This window comes from Bacillus weihaiensis, from assembly GCF_001889165.1.
Lineage (GTDB): Bacteria > Bacillota > Bacilli > Bacillales > Bacillaceae > Metabacillus > Metabacillus weihaiensis.
In genome coordinates this window covers 984,336-1,011,232 of the sequence record NZ_CP016020.1, presented here as the reverse complement: position 1 = coordinate 1,011,232, position 26,897 = coordinate 984,336, and the positions used below count along the sequence as shown (strand labels likewise).

Below are 26,897 nucleotides of genomic sequence, written 5' to 3'. Positions count from 1 at the left end.
ACATCTCCTCCACTTTTTTCTACCTCATTATCGATATTACCTTATCTATAAAATCATACCCATGCTCATTACTAGTTAAAACATAAGAGAGACATTTTCTAAAAAGTAAAAGGTTGACTCCATTTCTGAATCAACCTTTAACTACCTATCTCATATTCCAAGTAAAAACGTTCTTGCATCAGAATAGGTCAATCCTTGCGCATCAGCTACAGCTTCATAAGTTACATAGCCACCAATGGTATTAATTCCTTTTAATAAAGCTTCATTTTCTAAACATGCTTTCTTGTACCCTTTATTTGCAAGTTGAACGGCATAAGGGACCGTTACATTTGTGAGTGCAATTGTGGATGTTCTTGGCACAGCGCCTGGCATATTTGCTACTGCGTAATGAAGAACCCCATGTTTTTCGTAGGTTGGATTGTCATGTGTTGTTATTTTATCTGTAGTAGCAAAAATCCCACCTTGATCAATCGCAATATCCACAATAACAGATCCTTTAGACATGGATTTAACATCCTCTTCAGATACTAATTTAGGTGCTCTTGCACCAGGTATGAGGACTGCACCAATCACTAAGTCTGATTGGTGCACAGCTTCTGAGATTGTAAGAGGGTTAGAGATGAGGGTAGAAATAGAATGACCAAACAAATCATCTACTTGTCTCAGTCGCTCAGGGTTAACATCTAGTATTGTTACATCTCCTCCTAAACCAATCGCAATCTTAGCTGCGTTAGTCCCTGCTACACCTCCACCAATAATCGTCACCTTGCCTCTCTGCGTGCCTGGTACACCAGCTAGGAGAATACCTTTTCCACCACGTGGCTTTTCTAGGAACTGTGCCCCTATTTGGGAAGCCATTCTTCCAGCTACCTCACTCATTGGAGTAAGGAGTGGCAGTGAACCATCTGGGAGTTGAACCGTCTCATAGGCTATCGCTATTACCTTTTTATCCATTAACGCCTTGGTTAATTCTGGCTCTGGCGCCAAATGCAAATACGTAAACAAGAGTAAATCTTCTCTAAAATAGTGATACTCTTCCTTAATGGGTTCTTTAACCTTCATTACTAGATCCATTGCCCACGCTTGTTCTGGAGTCGCTACAATTTGCGCCCCCGCTTTTGCATACTGCTCGTCTGAAAAACCAGAGCCTACCCCTGCATTTTTTTCAATGTATACTTCATGACCTGATTTCACGAGATGAAATGCACCCGCAGGAGTCATTGCTACCCGATTTTCATTATTCTTTATCTCAGCCGGTACGCCAATCTTCATGCTGTTTCCTCCTATTCCATTAAACGTCCTTATCAGTATGACCGTAATTCATCATATGATTACGTCATATAACAGGTCCATTCTTGTGTGAAATATATCCATATTTTCTTTTCCCGTATTCACCAAGCTTAATTGGCCTCCCGAAAGAGAAAGAGGCTGGGACAAAACAAAGAGCCAGGCACCCTTCGATACAATCTATTGTGTGCACTAGATAAATCAGTGCGTACATATAGTCGTTACGATAAGGTGCCAGGCACTTCTGTCCCAGCCTCTACTTTTAATGATTGACAGACTTTCATGCTCAATAAATAGATAAGCAGCTTTTATTTTTGAAAACGGTGGATAACATTTGCTCCACCTGTTACTTCAATAACAGAACCCGTAATCATGTCAGAATTTTCATCACAGATAAAAGAAATCATTCGTGCAATGTCCTCTCCTGTCCCAGATCTTCCAATAGGGGTTTGTGAATCAGGTATAAGGCGCGACTCTTCAATTGTTGCTTCTTTCATTTCCCCAACAATGATTCCAGGGGAAATCATGTTAGCTGTAATACCGTTTTCTGCTTCCTCGATACTAATTGATTTTGTTAAAGAAACAAGACCGACTTTTGCTGCACCAAAAGCAGAACGGTGAAGCCAACCAGGAGAAGATTCAGCCCCTTGAAATCCATATGTAATAATTCTACCGAATTGTTGGGCTCTCATAATGGGAACGACCTTTTTAAAGAGATGGAAAACAGAACTTAAGTTACCTTCTATCATCTGATACCATTCATCATCTGTATAATCAGCCAATTTTTTTCGGTCGAATATGTAAGGACCCGCGTTATTAATGAGACAGTCAATTCGGCCAAAGCGCTCCATTGTCACATCAATCATTCTAGTTAAATCTTCTTTTTGTGTTACATCACCTTTAATAAACAATAAACAATCATTCATATGTGAAAATGAATCTTTAAATTCTTCAATTGCATGAGAATCTTTACGATAATTCACTGTAACGGAATATCCCTTATTTAGAAATTCTTCTGTTACTTTTTTTCCTAACCCTTTTGCACCAGCCGTTATCAGGGCATGTCGTCGCACGATACAGTTCCTCCCCTAACTTAACCTTCTCTTTTTACATTAACCTAACAAAACTGCTTTTGCTACTTCTATTGTGCTAGTCTTTTCATTATTTTACAATGAACTTGCTTTGAAATTTGTTGATTTTTGTTTGATCTAGACTTTTTTCTAAAAGATTGTTTCTAACAGGTATAGTAGTATCTAGCCCTAAAAAAAATGCCAGTGGACTTCATACTGGTAATTTCCTTTTTTATACATAAAACATAAAATAGTTATGAAAATATCCTTGAGGTAAGAAAAATGCAAGGCGCATGCCTAAGAGAGAAATGAAATCTACACTCTATCACGTGAAAAAAAATAGCTGGCTTTTAAGCGCCAGCTATTTTTTAGAGTTCATAGTTTTTAGGGTAGCGAAGGTGCTCTTGAAGAAAGTTTGGATCGTATTGCTGTTCTACTACTCCACTGGAATAGGAGTCTGTCAGCTGTTGCATCGTTTCCGCTTCCCCTAAATGATCATAGTAGTACGTTTGTCTATTCACTCGTTTTTCCTTCATTTTTTCCCACTCCTTATTTCTATTACTCCAATATAGTGTGTCATGAAATAAGAAGCTTATACCGATAACATGTTAATTTAAGTTTTCCTTCGCTTTTTCTATCGCTTGTCTCACAACGTCAAATCCGGTTCCACCAGCACTCATCCTTTTTCTGACGGCCTCATATGGATTAATGACTTCATATACATCCTCTTCAAATAAATGTGATGCTTTCTTATATTCTTCAAAAGGTAGATCCTTTAAATAAATACCTGAGGTGATACATTGGTAAACAAGTGTTCCTACTACCTCATGTGCATCTCTAAAAGGCATACCTTTTGTTGATAGGTAATCGGCAAGCTCAGTTGCGTTAGAAAAGTCTTCTTTCGTAGCCTGTTCCATTTTTTCCTTGTTTACCTTTAAGGTTTCCATCATGCCTATGAAAATCTGAAGACTTCCCTCCATTGTTTTCACCGTATCAAACATACCTTCTTTATCTTCTTGAAGATCTTTATTGTAAGCTAAAGGTAGCCCTTTTAAAATCGTTAGTAGAGACATTAAGTTCCCATAAACTCTACCCGTTTTACCCCTAATGAGCTCAGCCATGTCTGGATTTTTCTTTTGTGGCATGATACTACTTCCTGTTGCATACGTATCATCCAGTTCAATAAATTGAAACTCTTGAGAACACCACAAAATAATTTCTTCGCAAAGACGTGATAAATGCATCATTGTTAAGGAGCTGTTGCTTAAAAATTCAATGATGAAATCACGATCACTAACACCGTCCAGGCTATTTTCATACATTCCTTCAAACTGTAATTTGTCGGCAGTAAAAGCACGATCAATAGGAAATGTCGTCCCAGCAAGAGCGGCACTTCCTAAAGGAGAAAGATTAATTCTCTTCTGAGACTCTTGAAACCTTTGTTTATCTCGATCTAACATCCAATAATATGCCATTAAATGATGAGCAAATGAAATGGGTTGCGCGCGTTGGAGATGTGTGTATCCAGGTAAAATAGTTTCCACATGTTCTTCTGCTTTTGTTAATAGAGTTGCTTGCAGTCCTTTTATTAATTCAATGATCGTTTGAACATGCTTCCGCAAATATAAATGCATATCCGTTGCTACCTGATCATTTCTACTTCTACCTGTATGTAACTTTCCACCAACAGGTCCTATTTCATCAATAAGTAGCTTTTCAATATTTAAATGAATGTCTTCATATGCTACTGAGAAGGAGAGTTCATTATTTTGTGCTTTTTGTAAGAGAGTTTTTAAGCCTTTGGTAATGAGTTCAGCTTCCTCTTGTGAGATGATGCCACATTTCCCAAGCATTTCAACATGAGCTAAACTACCAGTAAGATCTTCTTCCACTAATTCCTGATCAAAGTGGATGGATGCTCCAAATTCATCCACCCACTGCTCAGGGGTTTTTTGGAATCTTCCACCCCAAAGTTTTTTCATACTTCCACCTTCGAATTTTTCACCATACTATTCACTTTCGTAGGAAGTCCCCATAGCTCAATAAATCCAACTGCCGCATTATGGTCGAATGCATCATCCTTCGTATAGGTTGCAAGCTTTTCATCATATAATGAGTACTCCGATTTTCTTCCTTCAACAATAGCGTGACCTTTAAATAATTTCACTCGTACTGTTCCCGTGACAAACTTTTGAGTTTCTTTTAAAAATGCATGTAATGCGTCTTTTAACGGAGAGAACCATAGACCGTTATAGATCACTTCCGTTAATTTATTTTCAATCATAGGTTTAAAGTGAGCAACTTCTTTTACTAATGTTAAATCCTCAAGTTCTTTATGTGCTTTAATTAGCGTCATTGCACCTGGGCATTCATAAACTTCACGAGATTTAATACCTACTAGACGATTTTCTACGTGATCAATACGCCCAACACCATGTTTACCAGCCACTTCATTTAATTCAAGAATTAATTCATGTAAAGGATATTCTTGATCATTAAGCTTTACTGGCACACCTTTTTCAAAAGCAATTTCAATGATTTCCGGCTCATTCGGTGTCTTCTCAAGAGGAACAGTTAAATCGTAAGCACCCTCTGGAGGAGCAGCCCATGGATCTTCTAGAATTCCACATTCGTTACTTCGTCCCCATAAATTTTGATCAATAGAATACGGACTGTCTAGATTAATTGGAATTGGAATATCATGTTTAACTGCATATTCAATTTCCTCTTCACGGGACCATCCCCATTCTCTCACTGGAGCGAGTACTTCTAAATCAGGATTCAATGCTTTTATTGATACTTCAAAGCGCACTTGGTCATTGCCTTTTCCCGTACATCCATGTGCAATGGCAACTGCATTTTCTTTTTCTGCAATTTCAACAAGCTTCTTAGCAATTAAAGGGCGAGAAAGTGCTGAAACAAGAGGATATTTCCCTTCATATAGAGCATGTGCCTGAAGGGCAAGTAATGCGAAATCATATGCATATTCTTCTTTAGCATCGATCATGTAGGATTCAACTGCACCCACTTGTAACGCCTTCTGTTGAACAAATGCAGTATCCTTTCCCTCACCTACGTCTAAACAACAAGCAACTACTTCATAACCTTGTTCTTGTAACCATTTTATCGCAACGGAAGTATCTAATCCCCCGGAGTATGCTAAAACTACTTTTTTCATTTTGTCTGTTCCTCCCAAGTGTATAAAAATTAATATCACCTAATAAAAATACATCTTTTATATAAATATCACTTTACCAACTCTTTCCCTAATCCGTCAATAGGAAAGTTGCATATTTCTGAATATTTTTGTATAAAGCAGTTTTCATATGGATTATTGCCTTCCTAATAAAAACCCAGGGTCCGGATTCCCTCTATTCATAAGGTTTTTCTCTCTGTATAGGGAGAGTAGCTGTTTCCTTTTTTGCTTTCATACGTATTACGTGTGAATGATGACTATATTCTTTGTCAGGAATTGTGGCTAGCAACAAAGCTTAAGAAAAGAGTCTTGTATAAAAATAAATCCATTATTCATTATTTAATCGAGCCCTATATTCTTTCATTCTCTCATCCATTTCCGAATAAAGTTGATTATGCTACACTAAAAGGATGTAAGAAAATGTTAGGTGATCTCCTTTTGATGACACGCATAAGACGCTCTTTGTCTTCCATTTATGAGTGCTATCCTTTTTGGAGTTAGGGTGTCATAATGAAACCCCACAGCCGAAGACGCCGAGGAGGATCCCTGATTGCTTGAGGAACGGTATTCTTTATAGTGTTTTACGTAGGGGGATTATATGTGAATCAATATTTCAAATATGATAAAAGATTGAAAATTTTTCTACCTCATTTAAATGTCAATTGGAATCAATATAACTTAGAGACTCAAAACAAAATAGTCGAGAAGTGGGAACAAATTCGTGGAGGAATTCCTGACCGTATTCATGATCTAGAGGAACAAATAAATCAAAAGCAAGCTGAATTAAATCAAGAAGATGACTTTAACAAATCTTGTCAGTTAAATGAAGATATCGCAAATTTAGCATCCATTATTAATGATTTATGGATTTGGTTTCGAACAACTCAATCCATTACAAAGACACATACTTAAGTTGAGACAGAATCCATTACACTATCACTAAGCTGGATGTCAAAGCATTTTATCATGACGTCTAGCAATAAAAAAGAGGCTGGGACAAAACAAAGAGCCAGGCATTTCTAAAATGTACCCTATAGAGTAGACACTTAAAAAAAGTGCTCTCTGTAGGGTACTTTTTTGTATAATGTAAGAATCACAACTAGAGACAGAACTTGGAGACGGAGAATTATGAGTAAAAAGCTATTTACAGAGAAAGAAATCACACAATTATCTAAAAACCCATATGTGAAATCGGTTAGTTCAAAGGGAATTACTTATTCTGATGAGTTTAAACAACATTTTGTTTCTGAATTCAGTAAGGGTAAGTTTTCAAGACAGATCTTTGAAGAAGCTGGATTTGATGTTGAAATTATCGGGATGCAAAGAATTAAATCCTCCTCAGAGCGTTGGAGAAATACTTATAAAACTGAAGGGTTGTTGGGGCTGAAAGACACTAGGAAAGATAATTCTGGAAGACAGCGAGTAAAAGAACTACCTCTTGAGGAGAAATATGCAAGATTAGAAGCTCAGATGAATCTTGTAAAGGCAGAAAATGAGCTCCTAAAAAAGATTCATATGTTAGAAAGGGGGCTGAAGAAGTAAGGCTTCCTGCTAGTCAGAAGTACATTCTTATTCGTGAAGTTATTGAAAAAAATAACCTAAAACACATGGTGAAATTTCTTTGTGAGGCTGCCGGGGTATCTCGAAGTGGTTACTATAATTATTTCTCAGCCAAGTCTGAAGAACAAAGAAAACGTCAGGAAAAGAAGGATGAAGAGGCTAAAACATTAATCCTAAAAGCCTTTCACTTTAAAGGTCGAAAGAAAGGGGCACGTCAATTTAAGATGACACTGGCGGGTCAATTTCAGTGTGTCTTCAATTTGAAACGTATCCGTAGAATTATGAAGAAATACAACATTTTCTGTCCTATTAGAAAAGCCAACCCATATAGAAGAATGATGAAAGCAACACAGGAACATAGCGTTGTACCAAACATATTAAACCGCCAATTTAAGCAAGGGATTCCATATAACGTACTTCTTACTGACATCACCTATATGCAATACCATAATGGGCAAAGAGCCTATTTATCAGTAATTAAAGATGGATCAACAGGTGAAATTCTAGCTTATCACCTATCGAATCGTATTACCATGGAGTTAGCTACAAACACCTTGCACAAGTTAAAGAAGAACCGAAATTTTAAGAAAACTAAAGACGCTCTCATTCATTCAGATCAAGGAACTCACTACACCCATCCAGGATTCCAAAAGCTTGTAAAGAAAATGGGATTACGGCAATCTATGTCTAGACGGGGAAACTGTTGGGATAACGCACCAATAGAATCATTCTTTGGCCACCTTAAAGACGAAGCTAATATTAAGCCGTGTAAAACTTTTGACGAACTAAAACGTGAAATAGACAAATACATCACTTACTATAACCATTATAGATATCAATGGAACCTAAAAAAGATGACCCCTGTAAAATACAGAGATCATCTTCTTCAGGCTGCTTAACACCTTTTTTAAAACTGTCCTTTACAAAGGGTACATTTTATTCTGTCCCAGCCTCTTTTCATTCTTTATAAGTCTTTTTTTATTTCCCTCACCACATGACCTAGTTCAGGTAAAATAAGTTTTTCCATCGCTAATGAAACGGCACCCGAAGATCCAGGTATAGAAAATACAGCCGTGTCCATTGCTACACCTGCAATCGCTCTACTAAGTATCGCTGCAGACCCAATATCATCACGATAACTAAGCATGCGGAATATCTCTCCGAATCCTGGAATTTCTTTTTCTATTAATGACTCAACAGCCTCAATCGTTACATCTCTTTTAGCAATGCCCGTACCGCCATTTGTAATGACTGCATCAACTTCTCTTTTCTCACAGCCTTTTAATATCGCACTTCTAATGAGCGTTTTTTCATCCTTCACAATCTCATAATCAATCACTTCATGACCTTGCTCATGGAGAAATTTCTTTATCAGCTTCCCACTCTTATCTGTTTCTTTGTTTCTTGTATCACTTATTGTAATCACTTTACATTTTATTTTTTTTGGAGCATTTTGTTTATGTTCTATACTACTCATCGTTTCCTCCAGTTCCCACAGCATATGTATCTTCAAGGTAGCGATATTGATAATATTTATTTGCAAAGATACAAATGTCGCGTGTTACTTGATAATTAAAGCCAGCGCCAACTAATATACTAACTAAGGGTACACCCGCAATTAGCTTTCGTTTAAACAGAGAAATCACAGATAATTTAGCAATTTGCTTCAAGAGAAATTCAAGGCTTTCTTCATTTGAAACATCTTCCTTTCCTTCATAAAAGTAAGAAGAGGCTCCTTTTTTTCCTTCTCTTTTCAATTCTAACCAGCTTTTATATTTCAATTGTTTAGGCATCAATGAAGCATGATAAACCTTTAAGGAAATCATCATTTCATAAGGATTATTAATTTCATACCCATAACACATAGAAATCATTTGAATCGCACGCAAATTCAATACTGTTTGGGCAGGTATGTCAAGCCCTGTTAAAAGCAATCCTCCAGTTCCAGTTAATCCGCCTTGCAAAAAGGAATATAGACGATGCTTAGAAGTTTGTAAATCTGCTAAATAATGAAGTTGATCAATTCGTAATAGATGTAAATCACTAAGTTGTTCAATATCACTATTCAGTGACCTGGCGGAAAGCAAAATTTGCTTTTTAGCATCCTGTTGAATAAAGGAGTTTTGGATAAAGGAATGTAAATGAAATAAACTACTATCTATTTTCTTAAAAAGGATATTTTTTGTGCCGCTTGGGATTTCATCCAGCTTTCGTTGAAACCAACGATCAAAGGTTCGTTGAAAATCTGTCCGAGAATCGTCCTGCAGTTCCGTTTCCCATTGCAATATTTCGTTTAAAATGGCATTCTCTTTTATCGATTCACTCATCCATCATGCCTCCAATTGGACAAATTTACTAATCATTTCCTTCCTTCATGATAACATAAAAAAGACAGTCTATTTGGGTAGACTGTCTTTTTTATCTATTTAGTTAGAGGCTAATCGAACAACATCCCTAGCGATCATTACTTCTTCATTTGTTGGAATAACAAGTACTTTTACTGGTGAATGAGGGTAGCTTATATACGCTTCCTCACCACGAACTTTATTTAAAGCAGGATCCCAATAAATTCCCATAAACTCTAAACCTTTAAGAACGCGAGCACGAATCTCTGTGCTGTTTTCTCCAATACCAGCAGTAAAGATAATGGCATCTACGCCAGACATTCTAGCAGCGTAAGAACCAATGTACTTGTGAATACGGCTAGCAAATACTTCAAGAGCCGTTTTTGCTCTTTCATTACCTTCCTCAGTAGCCTTTTCAATGTCACGTAAATCACTTGAAAGACCTGATACACCCAGAATACCACTCTTTTTATTCAGGATATCTAATACTTGATCTGCATCCTTGCCTGTCTTCTCCATAATAAATGGAATTAATGCAGGGTCAATGTTACCAGATCTAGTCCCCATTGCAACACCAGCAAGTGGAGTGAATCCCATTGATGTATCAATAGATTTTCCACCTTCAATAGCTGCAATACTAGCTCCATTACCTAAATGGCATGAGATAAGGCGTAAATGTTCAACTGGTCTACCTAGGATTTCAGCAGCACGCTCAGACACATATTTATGTGATGTTCCATGGAAACCATACTTACGAATACCGTAATCTTCATAATACTCATATGGTAAGCTATATAAGAAAGATTGCTCTGGCATTGTCTGATGGAATGCTGTATCAAATACCGCTACTGCTTCTACATTCGGTAATACTTCTTGGAATGCTTTAATACCAACAATATTTGCTGGATTATGAAGTGGAGCTAAATCAGATAATTCTTCAATCTTTGCTAGTGTATCCTCATTAATAATAGCCGAGTCGTTAAAGATTTCGCCACCATGAACAACTCGGTGCCCTATTCCTTCAATTTCATCTAACGATTTAATAATTCCAAGACCAGTAAGTTTTGATAATAGAATTTTAACCGCCACCGCATGATCAGGAATATCTGATACTTCTGTTTGCTTTTCACCATTAACTGTAATACTGAAAACAGAATCATTAATACCGATACGTTCAACTAAGCCTTTCGTTAAGACTGTTTCACTAGGCATATCAAATAATTGGAATTTAAGTGATGAACTTCCTGCATTTATTGCAATAATTTTCGCCATCTTTTTTCGCTCCTTCTAATAGCTGTAATCGTTAATTAGTGTTTATATGGACTACTCCACTAGGACATAATGTTTCTTAGTACCAGTCTTTATGTAATAGCATGTGCAAGTAAGGTAATGATTCGATAGGAAACCAATCCATTACTTCTCTTAGTCTTTGCAAAATGCTATTGATTATTATCTGCCTTTACCATTTAAACACTCAAATTTCGACATTTCAAGAACTGAATAAAAATGCAATCGGTTACACCTTAAATTTATAAAATTCTAATAATTATTTCACTTACATTTCTTCTATTTATACATGTTTATATGTTTTAGCACCACTATTTAGCTAACTGTTTTTCTATACACTACCATTGCATAATAAAAGCGTGAATTCATCTAGCCATTCACGCTACCTTCAACTACGTATATAAAGTCCTTTTTACCTAATTAGTCCATACTTCTCTTATTTTTTATTTTCTTTGAACCAGTCATCCATTTGTTTCATCATTGAATTCATAGCTTGTTTATTAGAAAATTTCGGTAAATCTGCTAGCAATGCTTGCTTCGGTGCAACAGTATGTTCTCCTTTTTTCTGAAGCACTAAAATACTCTTGCCATGTCTTTCATCTTTAAACAAGGAAGCTGGAAGCTTTACAAATGCCTGAATAATCGCATTTGAACGTAAGTATTCATTTAATTTAGGTGCTTCTTTTGTTTCAAAAAGCGAATTAGGCACAATAAAAAATAAATACCCTTCCTCCTTCGTATGGTTAAGGCTTTGTTCCATGAATAGATGATGTGAATAAGAATAGCCTTCATCTGATTTTAATTCATATCTAGCTGCCTCTACATCGTTTGGATAATAGCCAACTGGTAAATCACATACTACAGCATCAACAGGATCAATTAATAATCGTTCAAGGCTATCCTGATTATAGAAATTAATTGGATGCTCCTGAAGATTAGCATTAATATATGCGTGCCTAATTAATAGATCATCTACGTCTACTCCGTAACTTTCAATTGTCTCCTTTGAAAGGTAGTTGAGGATGGTTGTTAGAAGGTTTCCTGTACCTACTGCTGGGTCTAGAATTGATAGCTGCTTATTATCCGTTAGGAATTTGTTCATTAAATATCCCATGAACAATCCAATCGTATCGGGAGTCATTTGATGATTCGGATGTGCACCATCCTTTAACCCTTTTAAGATGGCTAATTGGTATCCTTTTCTTAAACTTTCTTTATCATAGCTTTGAATGTGTAAACTATCATACTTACGCTGAAGACTTTTAATCGTTACTTCACTTAACTCTTCTTGTAAGATCGCATTTTGAAAGAGGTTTTCTCCTGTTTCAGCCACTGCTTCAATATAAGTAATTTGAAGATCCTTCGATAGAAGCTCAGCTGTTTCATTAATTACCGTAAATAGATTTTCTACTTTTGAAAGTGTTTGCATACTTTTTATAACTCCTCCTGACCTTTTACCTCTTTTCATTCTAGTCATAGTTGCATTGATAGTCAAAGGAAAACGCCAATCTATAGTGTTTTTCGATTCTCCTCATTTTTTACAATTTGGTGCTTTCACCTGGTAAGCCCAAAGAAAAGAGCTAATCTAAACCAATTAGAAAAAGCTACCCTGTAATAGGATAGCTAGTAAAGAAACTTAGTTTGCAGATTTAGCCGCTTCAATTGCTGCTTCATAATTCGGATGATCTGTTGCTTCACTTACATATTCAACAAATGTTACTTTATTCGAAGAATCTACTACGAATACGGCTCTAGCAAGAAGACGTAATTCTTGAATTAAGACTCCATAAGCTTGACCAAAAGACGCATCTCTATGATCTGATAATGTTTTAACATTCTCAAGACCATTTGAAGCACACCATCTCTTTTGTGCGAAAGGCAGATCCATACTAACTGTTAGTACCTCTACATTCCCTATATCAGAAGCTTCTTCATTGAAACGTCTTGTTTGTGCATCACAAACACCTGTATCAATGGATGGAACAACTGAAATAATTCTAACTTTTCCTTCTGATGAAGCTAATGTAACCGGTGATAAGTCATTAGCTAAAACTGTAAAATCAGGTGCTTGATCTCCTACATTCACTTCATTTCCTAGTAATGTTACAGGATTATTCTTAAAAGTAATTGAAGCCAACACAAACTCCTCCTTTATTTGTATGTACAGTGTAAATATAGCTTAGCTGCCTATATTTATCAATGATATTGAAGAAAAAAGTACAAATGTACAAAAGCGCTAAAATTAGATGTCAAAGTACTTATCCACAAGAAATACATTTTTATCGTTTTCTAATCAATAAAAAAAGCTCAGGATCAACTTTCGTTGTCCTGAGCCTCAATATACGACGTAGTCCGTTGCTTTCTACGATTTAAATATCCAAATCATGCTTTTTTTCAGATGAAAAATTCACATCTTCAACAGGATCAGATGTCTTTCCTTTATCCTTGTCCTTCTTAAAAAGACTTTGAATTTTTTCAACTGTTTGCGGTGCTGCTTCTAGAATTTTTTCATAAAGGTGAGTGCTTTCATCCAAATGAAGCATCTTTACGCCATTTGAAGAAACGATTAAAAAGGCAATTGGAGTAATGGAAACTCCTCCACCGCTACCACCTCCGAAAGGTAGTTTTGGTGCTTTTCCATCTTCTCCATCTTTAGCAGTTGAATTAAATTCACTTCCTCCTGCTGCAAACCCGAAGCCCACTTTTGAAACAGTTAGTATGACACTACCATCTGGTGTTTCAACTGGATCACCTACAATAGTATTGACATCAATCATCTGCTTTAAATTTTCCATCGCTGTTTTCATTAATCCTTGAATTGGATGATCACTCATAGGTATGTAGCCTCCTGTTTATATCATTTTATCCGGTCGTCACTTTATCAAATATTAATTCGAGAAAAAAGAAAATGGCTTACTTTTCAAATGTGGACGGCCACCTTTCCAATATTTGATAAATTTTATACCTGCTAGAATAGCTTGCCCGATTCGAAATTGAAAAATACATTGAAGTTTCGTTCTAGAACAAATTTGATTAAATTCAGGGGTAATTGTAATCGTAGGAGTTGTTTGTAATTTCATATAGTCACTAACTAAACCAAGAGTAGCGCCTTTTATAGTCCAAGCAACACCTGTTATCAGTCCCGTATGTGCCGCATCACCAATGCCAATTTGTGAATGCCATTCGAATTTTTTTATTTTAATCTTCTTTAAGAAGCGACGAACAATTTTATGAAGCCCTACTACATGCTCCAAAAGTTCGTTCATATCTTTTAGAGCCTTTACTTCTTCTTCAGGTGTTATTTTATTTTTCTTATCCTTCACCTTATTTTCCGAATTCTCCTCACCTATTTGGTGCTCTTGCTTTACAATTATATTGGCTTCATCATCCACCTTTAGAAAAGGTATAGTAATCGTATATTTTATTAAGCCGTTCCAGGCCCTTAAATGGATGTTAATGTGGTCTTGATCGTCTACATGATGTAAATCAAGAGTGATTGTTACCTTAGTTATCAAAATGAACAAGAGAAGAATGAAAAAAAACGATAAAATTCCTATTATCCAGTAGATGATGTTCACATCCTTTCAATTTTTCATTATCGCCTAAGGACATACAATATAAACATTAAGTAACACGAGACTAAGATGATCATGTAGCCTCACGGAAAGCAACAGCCCCCTTTGACCTCAAGTCAAAATAAAAAGACTGTAGGCAAGCCCGGTTATTACCCGAGTTTGACTACAGTCTGGCCTACTTATCAAGTGAGTAGGTTTTCCAACTATATAGGTTTACTAGCAACTGGTAGATCCTCATTCTTTTGTACAAAGAGCTTTTCATGAATCACCTGTGTATCAGCGAAAATATCATGTAAGCCTTGTTTTTTAGGCGTAAATGCCGCAACAATATATCCTACGAATAAAAATTTAGAGATATATCGTCCAATAAATTCTCTAAAAAGGATCGTACTCCATGTTAATTGATTACCTTTTAGCGACCTTACTTTCAAACCGAAAATCATCTTACCTAACGTTTGACCAAAATATTTTGTTAAAAGAACAAAATATGCAAAGAAAGTGACAGTTGTCACTATTGTTAGTGGCGAAAAAAAGGATTCACTCGTATTTATCCCTAACAGGCTAAATAGAGGATGAACGATAATTCTATTTACACTACTAATGACGAGTAGATCGACTAAATAAGCCCAAAAGCGAATCCAGAAACCTGCAAGTAAATAGTGATATTCTGTAAACTGATTCTTTTCTTCTGTTAATGAGACATAGGTCTCTTTTTCATTTCCTTCAAACGTTGCGTCCATTTCTCACTCCTCCTTTATTCAGAATATAAGTACATTAATCTTGGAGAATTAGGCTGACCGAGAAGATGATATAAACTAGCAAGTTCTGTATCTTGTTTAAATACTTTACTTGCACCCATATTTAAAAATTGATCAAAGCCCATTGACGTACTATATTGAATCACTCGAGCATTTGATAGATCAAGTTCTTCCTTCATTGCAGCTACTGTATCATCAAAATAGCCTAACTCATCAACAAGATTGATTTCCTTAGCCTGTCGACCGTCATAAATACGACCATCAGCTACTTTTAGTACATCCTCCTCTGATAGAGGACGACCATCGGTAATGACCTTAACAAAACCTTGATAAGCGTTGTCGACCATTGATTGAAGGATCTTTCTTTCTTCCTCTGTCATTTCTCTTGTCGGAGAGAAAATATCTTTGTATGGACCACTTTTAATTGTTTCGAATTTCACACCATATTCTTCAGCTAATTCACTATAGTTAACTGATTGCATAATAACTCCTAATGAGCCTGTTAAAGTGTCCGGAGCTGCATAGATTTTATCTGCAGCAGTAGCTATATAATACCCCCCTGAAGCAGCTGTTGTTCCCATTGAAATAAATACTGGTTTTTCACTTTTTTCTTTTAATTCTGTAAGCTTTTTATGTATTTCTGCACTTTCAACAACCCCACCACCTGGTGAGTTTACCCTCACAATAACACCTTTTACAGTAGGATCATCACTTGCAGCATCAATCATATCTAAAAAGGTCTGATGTTTGTAACCAGCTGTACTAAAAAAAGAAGCTACGTCCTCACCTGTATCTTGAATGACACCATTTACGCTTAATACTAAAATTTTATTTTGAGGTGACCCTTCTTCAATGACTTCCTCAGAAAACTCCGTATTTCCTATAAAGGCTTCACTTAACATATCTTCCTGATCCTTGAAAAATAATGCAGAACTAACTATGAGCGAGACAACAAACAGCCCAGCTGCAATCCCTAAAGCACCCCATCGTTTTCCATTCATAAAACGCCCTCCTCTGACTTTTTCAACAATATCGTATGATTTTACCCTACATTAACATGTATTGGTTGAAAAGTGGTAAACTAAACAACATAGAGTATTGTACCATCCCAAAGGAAAAAAGTGGAGAATTTACATAATCTTTAGGAGGAGTCATCATGTCAGAACGTAAGAATGTTTATTTTTTTTACAAAAAGGAAGACAAGCTAGTTGAAAAAGTAGAATCACTACTTGACTTTGCAAAGGATCATGGTTTTATCATCGTTGAAGATGATACTAAAGCAAACATCATCGTGAGTATTGGTGGAGATGGTGAGTTCCTTCAAGCAGTAAGAAAAACGAAATTCCGCTCCGACTGTTTATACGCAGGTATTGGTGTAGACGATACACTAAGCCTCTATTGTGACTTTCACATCGATGATCGTGAAAAAATAATTCACGCGATGAAGGAATCACAAATTGAAGTAAGAAGATATCCTGTACTAGAAGTGATCGTAGATGGAAAAACGACTTTTAAATGCTTAAATGAGTGTTCCATTAAATCAAGCATTATTAAAACCTTCGTTATCGATGTGTTTATTGACGATTTACATTTTGAAACATTTAGAGGAGACGGCATGCTCATCTCAACACCAACTGGAAGTACAGCCTATAATAAATCCGTTAATGGAGCAGTTGTTGATCCAATGCTTCCTTGTATACAAGTTAGCGAGCTCGCTTCTTTAAATAACAATTTGTATCGAACACTCGGTTCCTCTTTTATCCTTAGTGATAAAAGAAAACTAACCTTAAAAATTGTACAAGATGGAAATGATTATCCTGTTATTGGGATTGATAATGAAGCATTAAGTATTCGGAATGTTAAACAACTAGAATACGGTTTAAGTGAAACACCGATTAAGACTGTTAAATTAAAAGATAATTCTTTCTGGGAAAAAGTGAAACGGACGTTCTTATAGAACCATTTGAAAACGTAAAAAGGCGGGGACAGAAGTGCCAGGCACCTTATCACAACATCTAGATGTACACACTGATTTTTCACGTGCACATAATAGATTGGATCTGAGGGTGTTTGGCTCTTTGTTTTATCCCAGCCTATTCTTTATCGTTCTATGCCTGTTTTAGGTTCATTTCTCTTTGTCTAAGCTCAATTCTTCTTATTTTCCCAGATGTTGTTTTAGGTAATTCCTGAATAAATTCGATTTCACGTGGATATTTGTAAGGAGCCGTTAATTCTTTTACATGCTGTTGAAGAGTTGCCACAAGTTGTTCATTTCCTATCATATCAGGGTCTTTTAGTACAACAAATGCTTTCACAATATTTCCTCTAATTTCATCCGGACTAGCCACAACAGCACACTCACGAACATCTGGATGTTTCACTAATGCATCCTCTACTTCAAATGGTCCAATTGTGTATCCAGAACTAATAATGATATCATCACGTCTTCCTTCAAACCAAAAGTAACCATCATCATCCATACGAGCTCTGTCTCCTGTAATATAAAAATCACCTCTAAACTGCATAGCAGTTCGCTCATGATCTTTAAAGTACTCCTTAAATAACGCAGGCGTAGTTCTATGAACAGCAATATCTCCTACTTCTCCTACAGAACAAGGCTCTCCTTCATCATTAATAATTTGGACGTCATTCCCAGGTGTCGGTTTTCCCATAGACCCTGGTTTGATTTCCATCCCTTTCATTACCCCTACGAGCAACGTATTTTCAGTTTGTCCGTAACCATCTCTCACTTTTACCTGAAAATACCTTTGGAAGGTATCTATAACTTCCCGATTTAAGGGCTCTCCTGCTGAAACCGCACTATGAAGACTTGATAAAGAGTAACGATCTAACCCTTCTACCTTCGACATTAACCGGTATTCTGTAGGTGTACAACAAAGAACATTTACTTTATAGTCATCTAACAATTGTAGATACTTTTCAGGTTCAAACTTCCCATTATATATAAGCCCTGTTGCGCCGCTACCTAATACAGATAAAAACGGACTCCATATCCATTTTTGCCAACCAGGACCTGCAGTAGCCCAAACTGTATCCTGTTCACTGATACTTAACCAATTTTTCGCGGCAGTTTTCAAATGAGCGTATGCCCAGCCATGAGTATGTACGACACCTTTCGGATTACCAGTTGTACCAGATGTATAAGATAAAAATGCCATACTATCTGATTTAGTTGGTGCCAATTCCATTTCACTTGACTCTGCTTCAGCTAATGTTTCAAGAGAAAGCCAGTCTTCCTTTTGACCACCAACATTAAACTTTAGCAAATCATCATATTCATTAATACCAACGAATTCGTCTGTATATAAATGGTAACTAATTACTGCCTTTACATCACCATGTGTAATACGATATTGTAAGTCTTTCGCTTTTAACATTTCTGAGCTAGGAATAACGATTAAGCCAGCTTTTAATGCCCCTAAATAGACGGCATATGCATCAATAATTCTAGGAATCACAACAAGAACGGTATCACCCATTTTAAGACCTTGATTAATTAAAGCGTTTCCAATTTTATTTAGCCTTTCTACAAGAGAACGATACGTAATGGTATTTTTCTCTCCAAGCTCATTCTCCCAACGAAGGGCAATCTTCGTTTCTGAATTTGCATATTTCTCCATTTCTCCGACAAGGTTATAGTCCAATGGTGCAAGTAATTCTTCTCTAACCATCCTTTCCCCTCCTTTATGTTCGTACCATAATATTATACATAATGTTTCTAATTTTTTAAATATTCCTATATAGGTTTTCGTTCGCTAAATTTCTCACTTCCCTATCTTTTTATGTTCCTTACTGTCTTCTTAAATCTAAAATGAAAAGTATTCCATTGGGTTTATTTATTTCGTTTTTCCTAAGCATAAAAAAGACTGACAATCTAAGGCCAGTCTTTTATCACAACAATTAATTAGTGTGACACGTATACTTTAAGCTAGCTTAACTTTGCTCATTCGCTTGCTTAGCATTTTTGGGTTCATTACGTCTTTTACGTTGCTGCTTTCTACTTTTTTGTAGTTTCTGATCTTGTTCGATTTCACCATCATATTGTTCAGCCATTTCTGCTCGAATATCCTCTGTCAATTGAAACCCTCCAAAATGAAGATTAACTATTTAAGTAAGCTGTTAGACAGCATGAAAAGGGTGGGGTTCCCCCCACCCTAGTAGCCACTATATATGCAATTATTATTGTTGGTAAGAACCGCTCATTTGTTGTTGAGCAAAAGATACTAAACGTTTTGTGATTTCACCACCAACTGAACCGTTAGCGCGTGAAGTCGTTTCTGGTCCTAAGTTTACACCAAATTCAGAAGCAATTTCATACTTCATTTGGTCGATAGCTTGTGCAGCACCAGGTACAACAAGTTGGTTTGAGCTGCTAGATCCACTGTTTTGTGCCATGTGTATCACCTCCTTGTGAGTATAGAATGTGTAAATACACATGGCTTCATACATATTGCTAATTGGTAATTTCTCCCCTAATTTTGGGCTAGCAGCTCTATTTCCTTGTTATTTAGAATAAGCTAGTGAATTCGTCTTTTTGCTCTTTCGTTACTAGAATGGTCTCAACATTCATGACTGCCTCATCAACTAGCTCATCAAAATCGACAAAGCTTTCAAATCTTGTAACTTTATCTACTTTTGGTTTCGTTTTTGGATTAGCAGGTGTAAAGATCGTACAGCAATCTTCAAATGGTCGAATAGATATATCATGTGTATGGATTTGCTTTGCGATATCGATAATCTCTGTTTTATCCATTGTAATAAGTGGACGTAAAACCGGAGTATTTGTCACGCTATTAATCGCAAGCATACTTTCCAATGTTTGACTCGCAACTTGACCAAGACTTTCACCTGTAATCAGAGCTAATCCTTGCTGCTTCTCACGAATACGATCCGCGATTTTCAACATCATTCTTCGCGTTGATGTCATCGTATAGTTTTCAGGTACTTGTTCTTGAATTTTCTCCTGAATCTTTGTAAAGGGAACAATATGCAAGTTGATTTTTCCACCGAAAGAGGTTAACTCTGTTGTTAAATCAATAACCTTTTGTTTCGCACGCTCACTTGTGTAAGGAGGACTAAAGAAATGAATGACCTCTAATTCCACACCTCTTTTTAACGATAAATACCCTGCTACAGGACTATCGATTCCACCTGACAATAGCAGCATCGCTTTACCACCAGATCCTACAGGTAATCCACCTGCTCCTTTATAATCAAAGCAAGTGATATAGGTTGCTTCAGAACGAACCTCAACTCGAACATTTATCATTGGATTTTTCACATCAACATGTAAATCCGTTGTATGGATTAGAATGTGACTGCCAATTTGATAGTTTAGTTCATTAGTATCTAATGGAAACTGTTTATATGCGCGTTTGGTGGTGACTTTGAATGTATCATTAGGTTTATATAGAGTTTTGATTGCCTGTAATGCCATATCCTTGATCTCAGGTAATTCACTTTTCGTTTTAATTGCTAAGCTAAAGGATTGAATTCCAAAAACAGGTTTTAGCTTTTCGACAATTCCCTCATGATTTTCATTATTTAAATGTATAAATAAGCGATCTCGATTACTTTCGTAGCTTAAATTCGGATACTCATTTAACACTTCCCGTATGTTACGTTTTAGACGGTCAATGAATTTTTTTCTATTTCTACCTTTAGTAGAAATTTCTCCAAAACGGATTAATATGTGATCAAATTTCATAGTTCTACCTCATAACTTTTAATAATTTTTCAATTCCATTAGTAAGATGGGCTATTAATGGCTTTATTATTTCTTCTGTATCATCAAATGATAGACTGATACGTATCGAACTATTAGCAACAGTGTCCGGTTTTTTCATCGCTTTTAGAGTATGGCTCATCTTTTTATTTCTAGATGAGCAAGCAGAGGTTGTAGAAACAATGATATTCTGTTCCCCTAAATAATGAATTAGTACCTCAGATTTTATATGTGGGACAGAAAAATTTATAATATGAGGTGCTGCATTGTTTTCAGGAGTATTGATTACAACTCCATCTATCTTCTTTAGTTCCACTCTAAGTTTTTCGTGAAGTTGCTTTAGTCTCTTTCTATTTCCCGTAGCCTTGTCCAATGACATTCGAAGGGCTTTTGCAAGAGCCACGTTTCCTGCTAAGCTCTCAGTACCTGATCTAAACTGGAGCTCTTGGTCCCCTCCAGAGAACAAAGGAAGTAATATTACACCTGTTTTTACATATAATACACCCGTCCCATTCAAGCCATGGAATTTATGCCCAGAAATTGTACAAAGATCAATGTGTAAGTTACTCAAATATATCGGTACTTTTGTTATTCCTTGAACATGGTCAACATGGAACAAGCAATTCTTATATTTCTTCATTAATTCCGAAATTTCTTCAATTGGCTGAATAGATCCAACCTCATTATTCACATGCATTATGGATAGTAAGATTGTATCTTCTCTCATCTCACGTTTTACATCTTCTATAGATACAAACCCATTCGAATCGACAGGTAAATAGGTAACCTCAAAGCCAAAATTGCTTTGAAGCTGTTTAAAAGCCTCTAAAACTGAAGGGTGTTCAATTGTAGTGGTCATTATATGGTTCCCTTTTTGCTTATTAGCTAAAGCCGCACCCTTAATCGCTAGGTTATTCCCTTCTGTCCCACCTGAAGTGAAGATGATTTCGTTTTGTTGAACACCGAGTAAAGTGGCAACCTGTTTTCTTGATTGGGTAAGTAATGCTTCTGCCTCGCTCCCTTTTTTATGTAAAGAACTAGGATTCGCATAAAAATCTTGACTTACCTTTATATATGTAGAAAGTACTTCTTCATAAGGCTTTGTTGTAGCACTATTATCCAAATATATCATCGTGTCTCCCCCCATTCTGCCTATGAGAAATGATCTTACTTATCAACATCCAACATAACCCATGCAGAACGTTTAAAGCCTTTCGGCAGGATGTCGTTTTCGAAAAAATTCCAAAAGTAATCATACCATATCAAGGTTTGAAAGAAAAATATCCTATAAGAAGGAGAAAGCTAACAAACTAGACTCAAGTGGAAATTCCCGGTCTATCAATGAACTAACCAATTAGGGAATTGTTCACTCCAGTTACCATGTAGTGGCTCCATACTGAGCGTATTGCTGTGACCTTCTCCCTACTAAGGGGTTAATTCTCAAACCTATATGAGTTACAGCAGGTATTGATCCATTTCTAGACGCATAAAAAGGATGAAAATCGAGTTTTAACAGCTCCTGTTTCAGCTATAACTCTCATTCTCACCCTTAATTTATGATTATTTATCCTCTACAATTATAAGGCTCTGAATCTTCTCAAGGGACCCAGGCTCTACTTGCTCTAATGCTGCAGCAGCAACTTCTAATGACGTACCGTATTGATAATCCCTAAAGTGTTTTTCAGCTTCCTTAAATTTCAGGTTTAACTGGTCATTTCGACTGCGATATCTGTTGCCGTATTGAATAACCTGTTCAATAAGATACACTTGTTCAATCAATTCTTGACCGTACTGTGTTAATTCTTCAACAGAATGAACAGCATCATCTAATAATTGATTAACGATGACCATGTTGAGTGGTATCTCATCAAGTTTTGAAGAAGCTCTCATTACATCTTCCTTAGCTTGATCAATTAATTGACCAAATTCAATAGGGAGCCCCGGTATATTACTCTGCTGTACAGCTCTCATCGTATCGTGGAGCATTTTTTTAAGCTTAGAAAGCTTTTCTCTAGCTTGAAGCTCATCTTTCCTTAACGTTTGGAGCATTTCTCGATATTCATCATGCTCTTTAAAAAGCTTCACAATTTGCTGGCTTATATCTTCCAATTCTTCTTTTACTACGGAATGAGCAACTTGTTCACCTTGAAGATTTTGTTGAATATGCGTGAATTTTTTCTCAATTTGATTGATTTGCTTTTCAATCGTTTTTTGTTTGGAAAGTTCTGTTTCAGAAAGCTGATAGCTTTGCTTGACTAGCTCCGTTTCCTCCAAAGTAGCCTCTTTTTGGTCAATCAGCTCTAATAAGCGATGATCGATTTTATCTTTAGCTTGTTTAACAAATTGATTGGCATCAACTTCTTTTTCTAATAAATCATACAACGAGTCAACTGCATCCTGTACAATCTGTAATCCTTCTTGTATATCTTCAATTTCTGTTTCTTCAATCTTCCCAAGATATAAAGCCGTTTTCTCTTTGATTTTCTTTATTTCCACATCAATTTGTAAATGTTCTAAGTAATAGCCAGTCGCTATCATTTCATTGTATCCATCCTCTAGCTCAGATACTAAATTTGGAATGGTTACATTACATTCTGTTAACAGCTTAGGTATCTCATTAATTTTATGTTGAAGAACATCTAAACGATTCTTACCTGAAAGGAGGACCTCTCTCGCAGCTAGATAATTCCCCTCTACCGTTTCTTCATCAAAAGTTTTTAGAATCGTGGAGATTTCATCTAGCTCATTCTCTAATTTCATATGCGATTTTCCAAATTGATAGCTATGCGCTAGTAGGTTTTTCTTTACCTTTTTAAATTGTTCTTTCATTTCTTCACTTTCTACCGAATTTTTTTCTTCACTCGATACTAAGTCATTTATTTCTTCAATAATTTTATCTATATTCTCGTCAACCGTGTGAAGGACCTTATCAATATATTGAAGAACATCTTTTGATTTCTTAAAGCGATACTTGTCTGCAAATTCCTCAGCATCATACAAGTGCTCTTCAACTTCTGGAAGCTGAGTTGTGATAATTTCATCCCACTCATTTCTCCATTGCTCAAAAAGTTCCTCGGCTTGGCCAATCATTTTTAACTCTTTAACTTTTGATAATTCGTCAATAATTGACCGATTCATAATTTCAATCTTTTTTGATTCTAGACGATCCACTTCTTTGTAAATGTTTCTTCTTAACATATACCCTACTCCAAATAAGATACATATAAGAAGGACTAAACCAACTATAACTTCCATATTGAGCCCCCTCGTTGTTACAAAAACCTCATACCTGGGAAATAGCTTTTCCCCACAAATGAAAGCTTTGAGAATTCATGCTGATATAACCATGTATGTCAACTTGTTTTATTAATAGTAAGCCTATCGTCTTAGCACACAGAAGTGCAATAGACATTTTATTCAGGTCTTTTTCGCTATGTTCGTTTATCTATACGTTGATCTGAAATATTTATCTTTCACATTAGCTTAAAACAACACTCTAATACAAATAGCCTGTTTAATTGGCGTATATATCGAAATTGGGCTTTAGACATTTTTTTGTAACTATTATTTCTCTACCAAAAGAACAATGATAACATGATATGATCAAATGTAAGTAGCTGAAATAAGTCCAGATTTTCATATGTAATCAATATGATTAAAAACCCGCTTCATTAATGTTATTTCAATGTATTTATGATACCATGTATACGACATTTTTTGACCAGAAATTTTTATTTTTTTACATAATTTGTCCTATTCTGTTACTTATGAAGGGAATTCGTCTCATTTCCTTGCGTTTTAGTGAAATTTCAAGGCAAGATGGTGGGGAAATTATGGGGATCTTACTTAGTTCAGTCATGCTTTTCACCATTTGTGGAATTCTATGTTCACCGTGCTTGGGGTAATTTAAGACTCTTTTTATTCCTCTTTTCAATCATTATTTTCTTAGGAGTTGTTATCGAGTGAAAAAAACAGATGGCCATGTCCATACTCCTTTTTGTCCACACGGGACTATGGATAAATTTGAAGAATATATAGAACAAGCTCTTAATCTAGGCTTTGAGGCGATTACATTTACCGAACACGCCCCACTGCCTAAAGGATTTATTGATCCTACACCATTACAAGACAGCGCTATGAAGCTTGAAGATCTTGAGGAATACATTATTAGTATCCAAAGGCTTAAGGATACTTATAAGAATAAACTAGACATTCATATAGGCTTAGAAGTTGATTACATAAAGGAATTCGAGAAAGAGACAGCTGCGTTGTTAACCACATACGGAAAACATCTTGATGACAGTATATTATCAGTCCACTTCCTTAAATTAAGTGATACATACTATTGTATGGACTACGATCACCATGTTTTTGACGAAATGATTCGAGTAACAGGTTCTCTACAAAACCTACATGAAGAATATTACAAACAAGTACTAAACTCTATTAAAAGTGATTTAGGTGCGTTCAAACCTAAGCGGATCGGTCATCTTACTCTTTCTCACAAATTTCAAAAGCTGTTTCCTGTTTCATTCTCATCCGATCACATGATTAGTGAAATATTAACAGCTATTAAACTAGAGCAGTTGGAAATAGATTTTAATGTAGCTGGTTTAAGAAAAGAATATTGCAAAGAAACCTATCCAAATTCATTGATAGCAAGTACAGCCATTAAACAAAATATCCCTCTTGTCTATGGTTCAGATGCCCACAGTGCAGGGGATGTTGGGAAGAATTATTCAGAATTTCAAGGCTTATGGGAACATAATTAACTGTTTGTTCTCTAACTTCTTATCAGCTAATAATGAATGAAGCCAGTATTTTAACTCCTTATAATATTGATGGACAAAATACGCTTCATGTGGCTGAATATGGAGAACCTCACTCATATATTGAGGCTGTAAATAGGGCATGTGTAATAAACTTCTTAATTGAATGATAAGATGAGGAACAAAGCCCTTACGATAATAACCTTCCTTAATGCCTTGTTCAAATAACGATTTAATAAAATATTTTTCTTTTGTTAAATAGGTTGTCATCACTTCACGTATTAAGATGGAGTCTAACGTTACTTCCCTGTAAACCAAGCGTGAAAGTTGACGGTTTTCGTGTTGATAATTTAAGATATCTAAAATAATATTACTTAATACTGTATGGGCGTTACTTTGATGCAACTCAGAGTAATTCTCTTCAATTACTTTTATATATCCTTCATAATAGGTGGATACCAAGTATTCGAGAAGGCCGCCTTTTCCTTTAAAATAATAGGATATATGTGCAATATTCACATTTGCTTTATTGGCAATTTCCCGTACGGATGTACCGGTAAATCCTTTTGAATTAAATAAAAAGATTGCAGCCTGTAATATTCTTTGTTTTGTATCATTACATGTTTGTTGAGCCAATGTTTTCACACCTCCGTATATGACTAATTCAAGCTATGGCAGGTGGATTCCTTTTTAAATCGCTCGACAATGTTTGGTTCATACATGTTATTAAATAGCTAAAGGTGGAGTTTATTCGTGTTTAATGTCGAAAGTTATAAAGGTAAAAAAGAAGAGCAATATCAATTGGTGATTAATCAATTAAAAGCGTTACTAGAAGGAGAAAAGGACCAGATAGCCAACCTATCAAATGCTTCCGCACTATTGAATCAATTTCTTAAAGAAGTTAATTGGGTAGGATTTTATTTAATGAAGGAAGGGGAGCTTGTATTAGGTCCATTCCAAGGGTTACCTGCTTGTGTAAGAATTCCAGTAGGAAGAGGAGTTTGCGGCTCTGCAGTAGCAAACAAAAGAACAGAGCGTATAGCCGATGTTCACGAGTTCCCAGGTCATATTGCGTGTGATGCAGCATCTAATTCAGAAATTGTCGTACCACTCATAAAGGACGATCAGGTCATTGGTGTTCTTGACATAGATAGTCCTATTAAGAACAGATTTGATGAAGTAGATCAAGATTATTTAGAGAAGTTTGCTGAAACTCTTATCCAATTTATATAAGAAAAAAGTTTACGTGTACAGTTTAAACAATTTATAAATAAAAAGAGAGCTGATACATTTTCTATCAGCTC

Annotated in this window: 26 protein-coding genes; 5 read left to right on the top strand and 21 right to left on the bottom strand. The window is 35.9% G+C overall.

Annotation, left to right across the window (positions count from 1 at the left end; all coding sequences use genetic code 11):
- Nucleotides 1–150: 150 nt before the first annotated feature.
- The 5 genes from ald to A9C19_RS04785 all read right to left on the bottom strand — a co-directional run bounded on the left by ald (nt 151) and on the right by A9C19_RS04785 (nt 5,535).
- Nucleotides 151–1,272, bottom strand: a complete 1,122-nt coding sequence (ald, locus tag A9C19_RS04800) for an alanine dehydrogenase (protein WP_072578884.1) — start codon at nt 1,270–1,272, stop codon at nt 151–153.
- Between the two features lie 323 nt (nt 1,273–1,595).
- Nucleotides 1,596–2,360 carry an SDR family oxidoreductase gene (locus A9C19_RS04795; protein WP_072578883.1) on the bottom strand — a complete coding sequence of 255 codons (765 nt, stop codon included), beginning with the start codon at nt 2,358–2,360 and terminating at the stop codon, nt 1,596–1,598.
- Nucleotides 2,361–2,725: 365 nt separating this feature from the next.
- Nucleotides 2,726–2,893: a hypothetical protein gene (locus A9C19_RS21670; protein WP_158515054.1), complete on the bottom strand. Its 168-nt coding sequence runs from the start codon at nt 2,891–2,893 to the stop codon at nt 2,726–2,728.
- A gap of 72 nt (nt 2,894–2,965) precedes the next feature.
- On the bottom strand, nt 2,966–4,339 hold the full coding sequence (argH, locus tag A9C19_RS04790; protein WP_072578882.1) for an argininosuccinate lyase: 1,374 nt from the start codon (nt 4,337–4,339) through the stop codon (nt 2,966–2,968).
- Nucleotides 4,336–5,535: an argininosuccinate synthase gene (locus A9C19_RS04785; protein ID WP_072578881.1), complete on the bottom strand. Its 1,200-nt coding sequence runs from the start codon at nt 5,533–5,535 to the stop codon at nt 4,336–4,338. The genes argH and A9C19_RS04785 overlap by 4 nt, the downstream gene beginning before the upstream one ends.
- A 618-nt stretch (nt 5,536–6,153) precedes the next feature.
- Between A9C19_RS04785 and A9C19_RS04780 the strand changes: the two genes are divergently transcribed.
- Nucleotides 6,154–6,465 carry a hypothetical protein gene (locus A9C19_RS04780; RefSeq protein WP_072578880.1) on the top strand — a complete coding sequence of 104 codons (312 nt, stop codon included), beginning with the start codon at nt 6,154–6,156 and terminating at the stop codon, nt 6,463–6,465.
- Between the two features lie 216 nt (nt 6,466–6,681).
- Nucleotides 6,682–8,012, top strand: a protein-coding gene (locus A9C19_RS21135) for an IS3 family transposase (protein ID WP_233499244.1) whose coding sequence is annotated in 2 segments (ribosomal slippage) — nt 6,682–7,054 and nt 7,054–8,012 — 1,332 coding nt in all. Because the reading frame shifts where the segments join, the coding sequence is not laid out codon by codon here.
- A gap of 65 nt (nt 8,013–8,077) precedes the next feature.
- On the opposite strand, the gene A9C19_RS04765 is transcribed toward A9C19_RS21135, so the two are convergent.
- The 9 genes from A9C19_RS04765 to sppA form a co-directional block, all read right to left on the bottom strand.
- A complete protein-coding gene (locus A9C19_RS04765) occupies nt 8,078–8,590 on the bottom strand; it encodes a MogA/MoaB family molybdenum cofactor biosynthesis protein (RefSeq protein ID WP_072578877.1) in 513 nt (170 codons plus the stop codon).
- On the bottom strand, nt 8,583–9,440 hold the full coding sequence (locus A9C19_RS04760) for an EcsC family protein (protein WP_072578876.1): 858 nt from the start codon (nt 9,438–9,440) through the stop codon (nt 8,583–8,585). Before A9C19_RS04760 ends, A9C19_RS04765 begins: the two co-directional genes overlap by 8 nt.
- Before the next feature lie 99 nt (nt 9,441–9,539).
- Nucleotides 9,540–10,730 (bottom strand): acetate kinase, encoded by a 1,191-nt coding sequence (locus A9C19_RS04755; protein WP_072578875.1) that lies wholly within the window; start codon nt 10,728–10,730, stop codon nt 9,540–9,542.
- A gap of 451 nt (nt 10,731–11,181) precedes the next feature.
- The gene (locus tag A9C19_RS04750) at nt 11,182–12,174 is read right to left on the bottom strand and encodes a class I SAM-dependent methyltransferase (protein WP_072578874.1); all 993 of its coding nucleotides are present in this window, start codon (nt 12,172–12,174) and stop codon (nt 11,182–11,184) included.
- 207 nt (nt 12,175–12,381) lie between these two features.
- Nucleotides 12,382–12,882 carry a thiol peroxidase gene (gene tpx, locus A9C19_RS04745; RefSeq protein ID WP_072578873.1) on the bottom strand — a complete coding sequence of 167 codons (501 nt, stop codon included), beginning with the start codon at nt 12,880–12,882 and terminating at the stop codon, nt 12,382–12,384.
- 232 nt (nt 12,883–13,114) lie between these two features.
- Nucleotides 13,115–13,579 (bottom strand): GerW family sporulation protein, encoded by a 465-nt coding sequence (gene ytfJ / locus A9C19_RS04740; RefSeq protein WP_072578872.1) that lies wholly within the window; start codon nt 13,577–13,579, stop codon nt 13,115–13,117.
- A 54-nt stretch (nt 13,580–13,633) separates the two neighbouring features.
- Nucleotides 13,634–14,068 carry a DUF2953 domain-containing protein gene (locus tag A9C19_RS22220; protein WP_233499243.1) on the bottom strand — a complete coding sequence of 145 codons (435 nt, stop codon included), beginning with the start codon at nt 14,066–14,068 and terminating at the stop codon, nt 13,634–13,636.
- Nucleotides 14,069–14,523: 455 nt separating this feature from the next.
- Complete coding sequence (locus A9C19_RS04730) at nt 14,524–15,060, bottom strand: RDD family protein (RefSeq protein ID WP_072578871.1); 537 nt, start codon at nt 15,058–15,060, stop codon at nt 14,524–14,526.
- A 14-nt stretch (nt 15,061–15,074) separates the two neighbouring features.
- The gene (gene sppA / locus A9C19_RS04725; protein ID WP_072578870.1) at nt 15,075–16,079 is read right to left on the bottom strand and encodes a signal peptide peptidase SppA; all 1,005 of its coding nucleotides are present in this window, start codon (nt 16,077–16,079) and stop codon (nt 15,075–15,077) included.
- 152 nt (nt 16,080–16,231) lie between these two features.
- On the opposite strand from sppA, the gene A9C19_RS04720 reads away from it, so the two are divergent.
- A complete protein-coding gene (locus A9C19_RS04720) occupies nt 16,232–17,035 on the top strand; it encodes an NAD kinase (protein ID WP_233499270.1) in 804 nt (267 codons plus the stop codon).
- A 151-nt stretch (nt 17,036–17,186) separates the two neighbouring features.
- Here A9C19_RS04720 and mbcS read toward each other — a convergent pair whose 3' ends face one another.
- The 6 genes from mbcS to ezrA all read right to left on the bottom strand — a co-directional run bounded on the left by mbcS (nt 17,187) and on the right by ezrA (nt 24,079).
- On the bottom strand, nt 17,187–18,770 hold the full coding sequence (gene mbcS, locus A9C19_RS04715; RefSeq protein ID WP_072578868.1) for an acyl-CoA synthetase MbcS: 1,584 nt from the start codon (nt 18,768–18,770) through the stop codon (nt 17,187–17,189).
- 262 nt (nt 18,771–19,032) lie between these two features.
- Nucleotides 19,033–19,176, bottom strand: coding sequence for a hypothetical protein (locus A9C19_RS21665; RefSeq protein WP_158515053.1), 144 nt, complete (start codon nt 19,174–19,176; stop codon nt 19,033–19,035).
- 102 nt (nt 19,177–19,278) lie between these two features.
- Nucleotides 19,279–19,494: an alpha/beta-type small acid-soluble spore protein gene (locus A9C19_RS04710; protein WP_072578867.1), complete on the bottom strand. Its 216-nt coding sequence runs from the start codon at nt 19,492–19,494 to the stop codon at nt 19,279–19,281.
- Nucleotides 19,495–19,606: 112 nt separating this feature from the next.
- Nucleotides 19,607–20,806, bottom strand: a complete 1,200-nt coding sequence (gene thiI / locus A9C19_RS04705; RefSeq protein ID WP_072578866.1) for a tRNA uracil 4-sulfurtransferase ThiI — start codon at nt 20,804–20,806, stop codon at nt 19,607–19,609.
- A 4-nt stretch (nt 20,807–20,810) separates the two neighbouring features.
- On the bottom strand, nt 20,811–21,956 hold the full coding sequence (locus A9C19_RS04700; RefSeq protein WP_072578865.1) for a cysteine desulfurase family protein: 1,146 nt from the start codon (nt 21,954–21,956) through the stop codon (nt 20,811–20,813).
- Nucleotides 21,957–22,384: 428 nt separating this feature from the next.
- Nucleotides 22,385–24,079, bottom strand: a complete 1,695-nt coding sequence (ezrA, locus tag A9C19_RS04695; protein WP_072578864.1) for a septation ring formation regulator EzrA — start codon at nt 24,077–24,079, stop codon at nt 22,385–22,387.
- A gap of 707 nt (nt 24,080–24,786) precedes the next feature.
- Here ezrA and hisJ point away from each other — a divergent pair.
- Entirely contained in the window at nt 24,787–25,596 is an 810-nt protein-coding gene (gene hisJ, locus A9C19_RS04690; protein WP_072578863.1) for a histidinol-phosphatase HisJ, read from the top strand.
- On the opposite strand, the gene refZ is transcribed toward hisJ, so the two are convergent.
- Complete coding sequence (gene refZ / locus A9C19_RS04685) at nt 25,579–26,229, bottom strand: forespore capture DNA-binding protein RefZ (protein ID WP_072578862.1); 651 nt, start codon at nt 26,227–26,229, stop codon at nt 25,579–25,581. The genes hisJ and refZ overlap by 18 nt on opposite strands.
- Before the next feature lie 117 nt (nt 26,230–26,346).
- On the opposite strand from refZ, the gene A9C19_RS04680 reads away from it, so the two are divergent.
- Nucleotides 26,347–26,826, top strand: a complete 480-nt coding sequence (locus A9C19_RS04680) for a GAF domain-containing protein (protein WP_072578861.1) — start codon at nt 26,347–26,349, stop codon at nt 26,824–26,826.
- Nucleotides 26,827–26,897 lie beyond the last annotated feature (71 nt).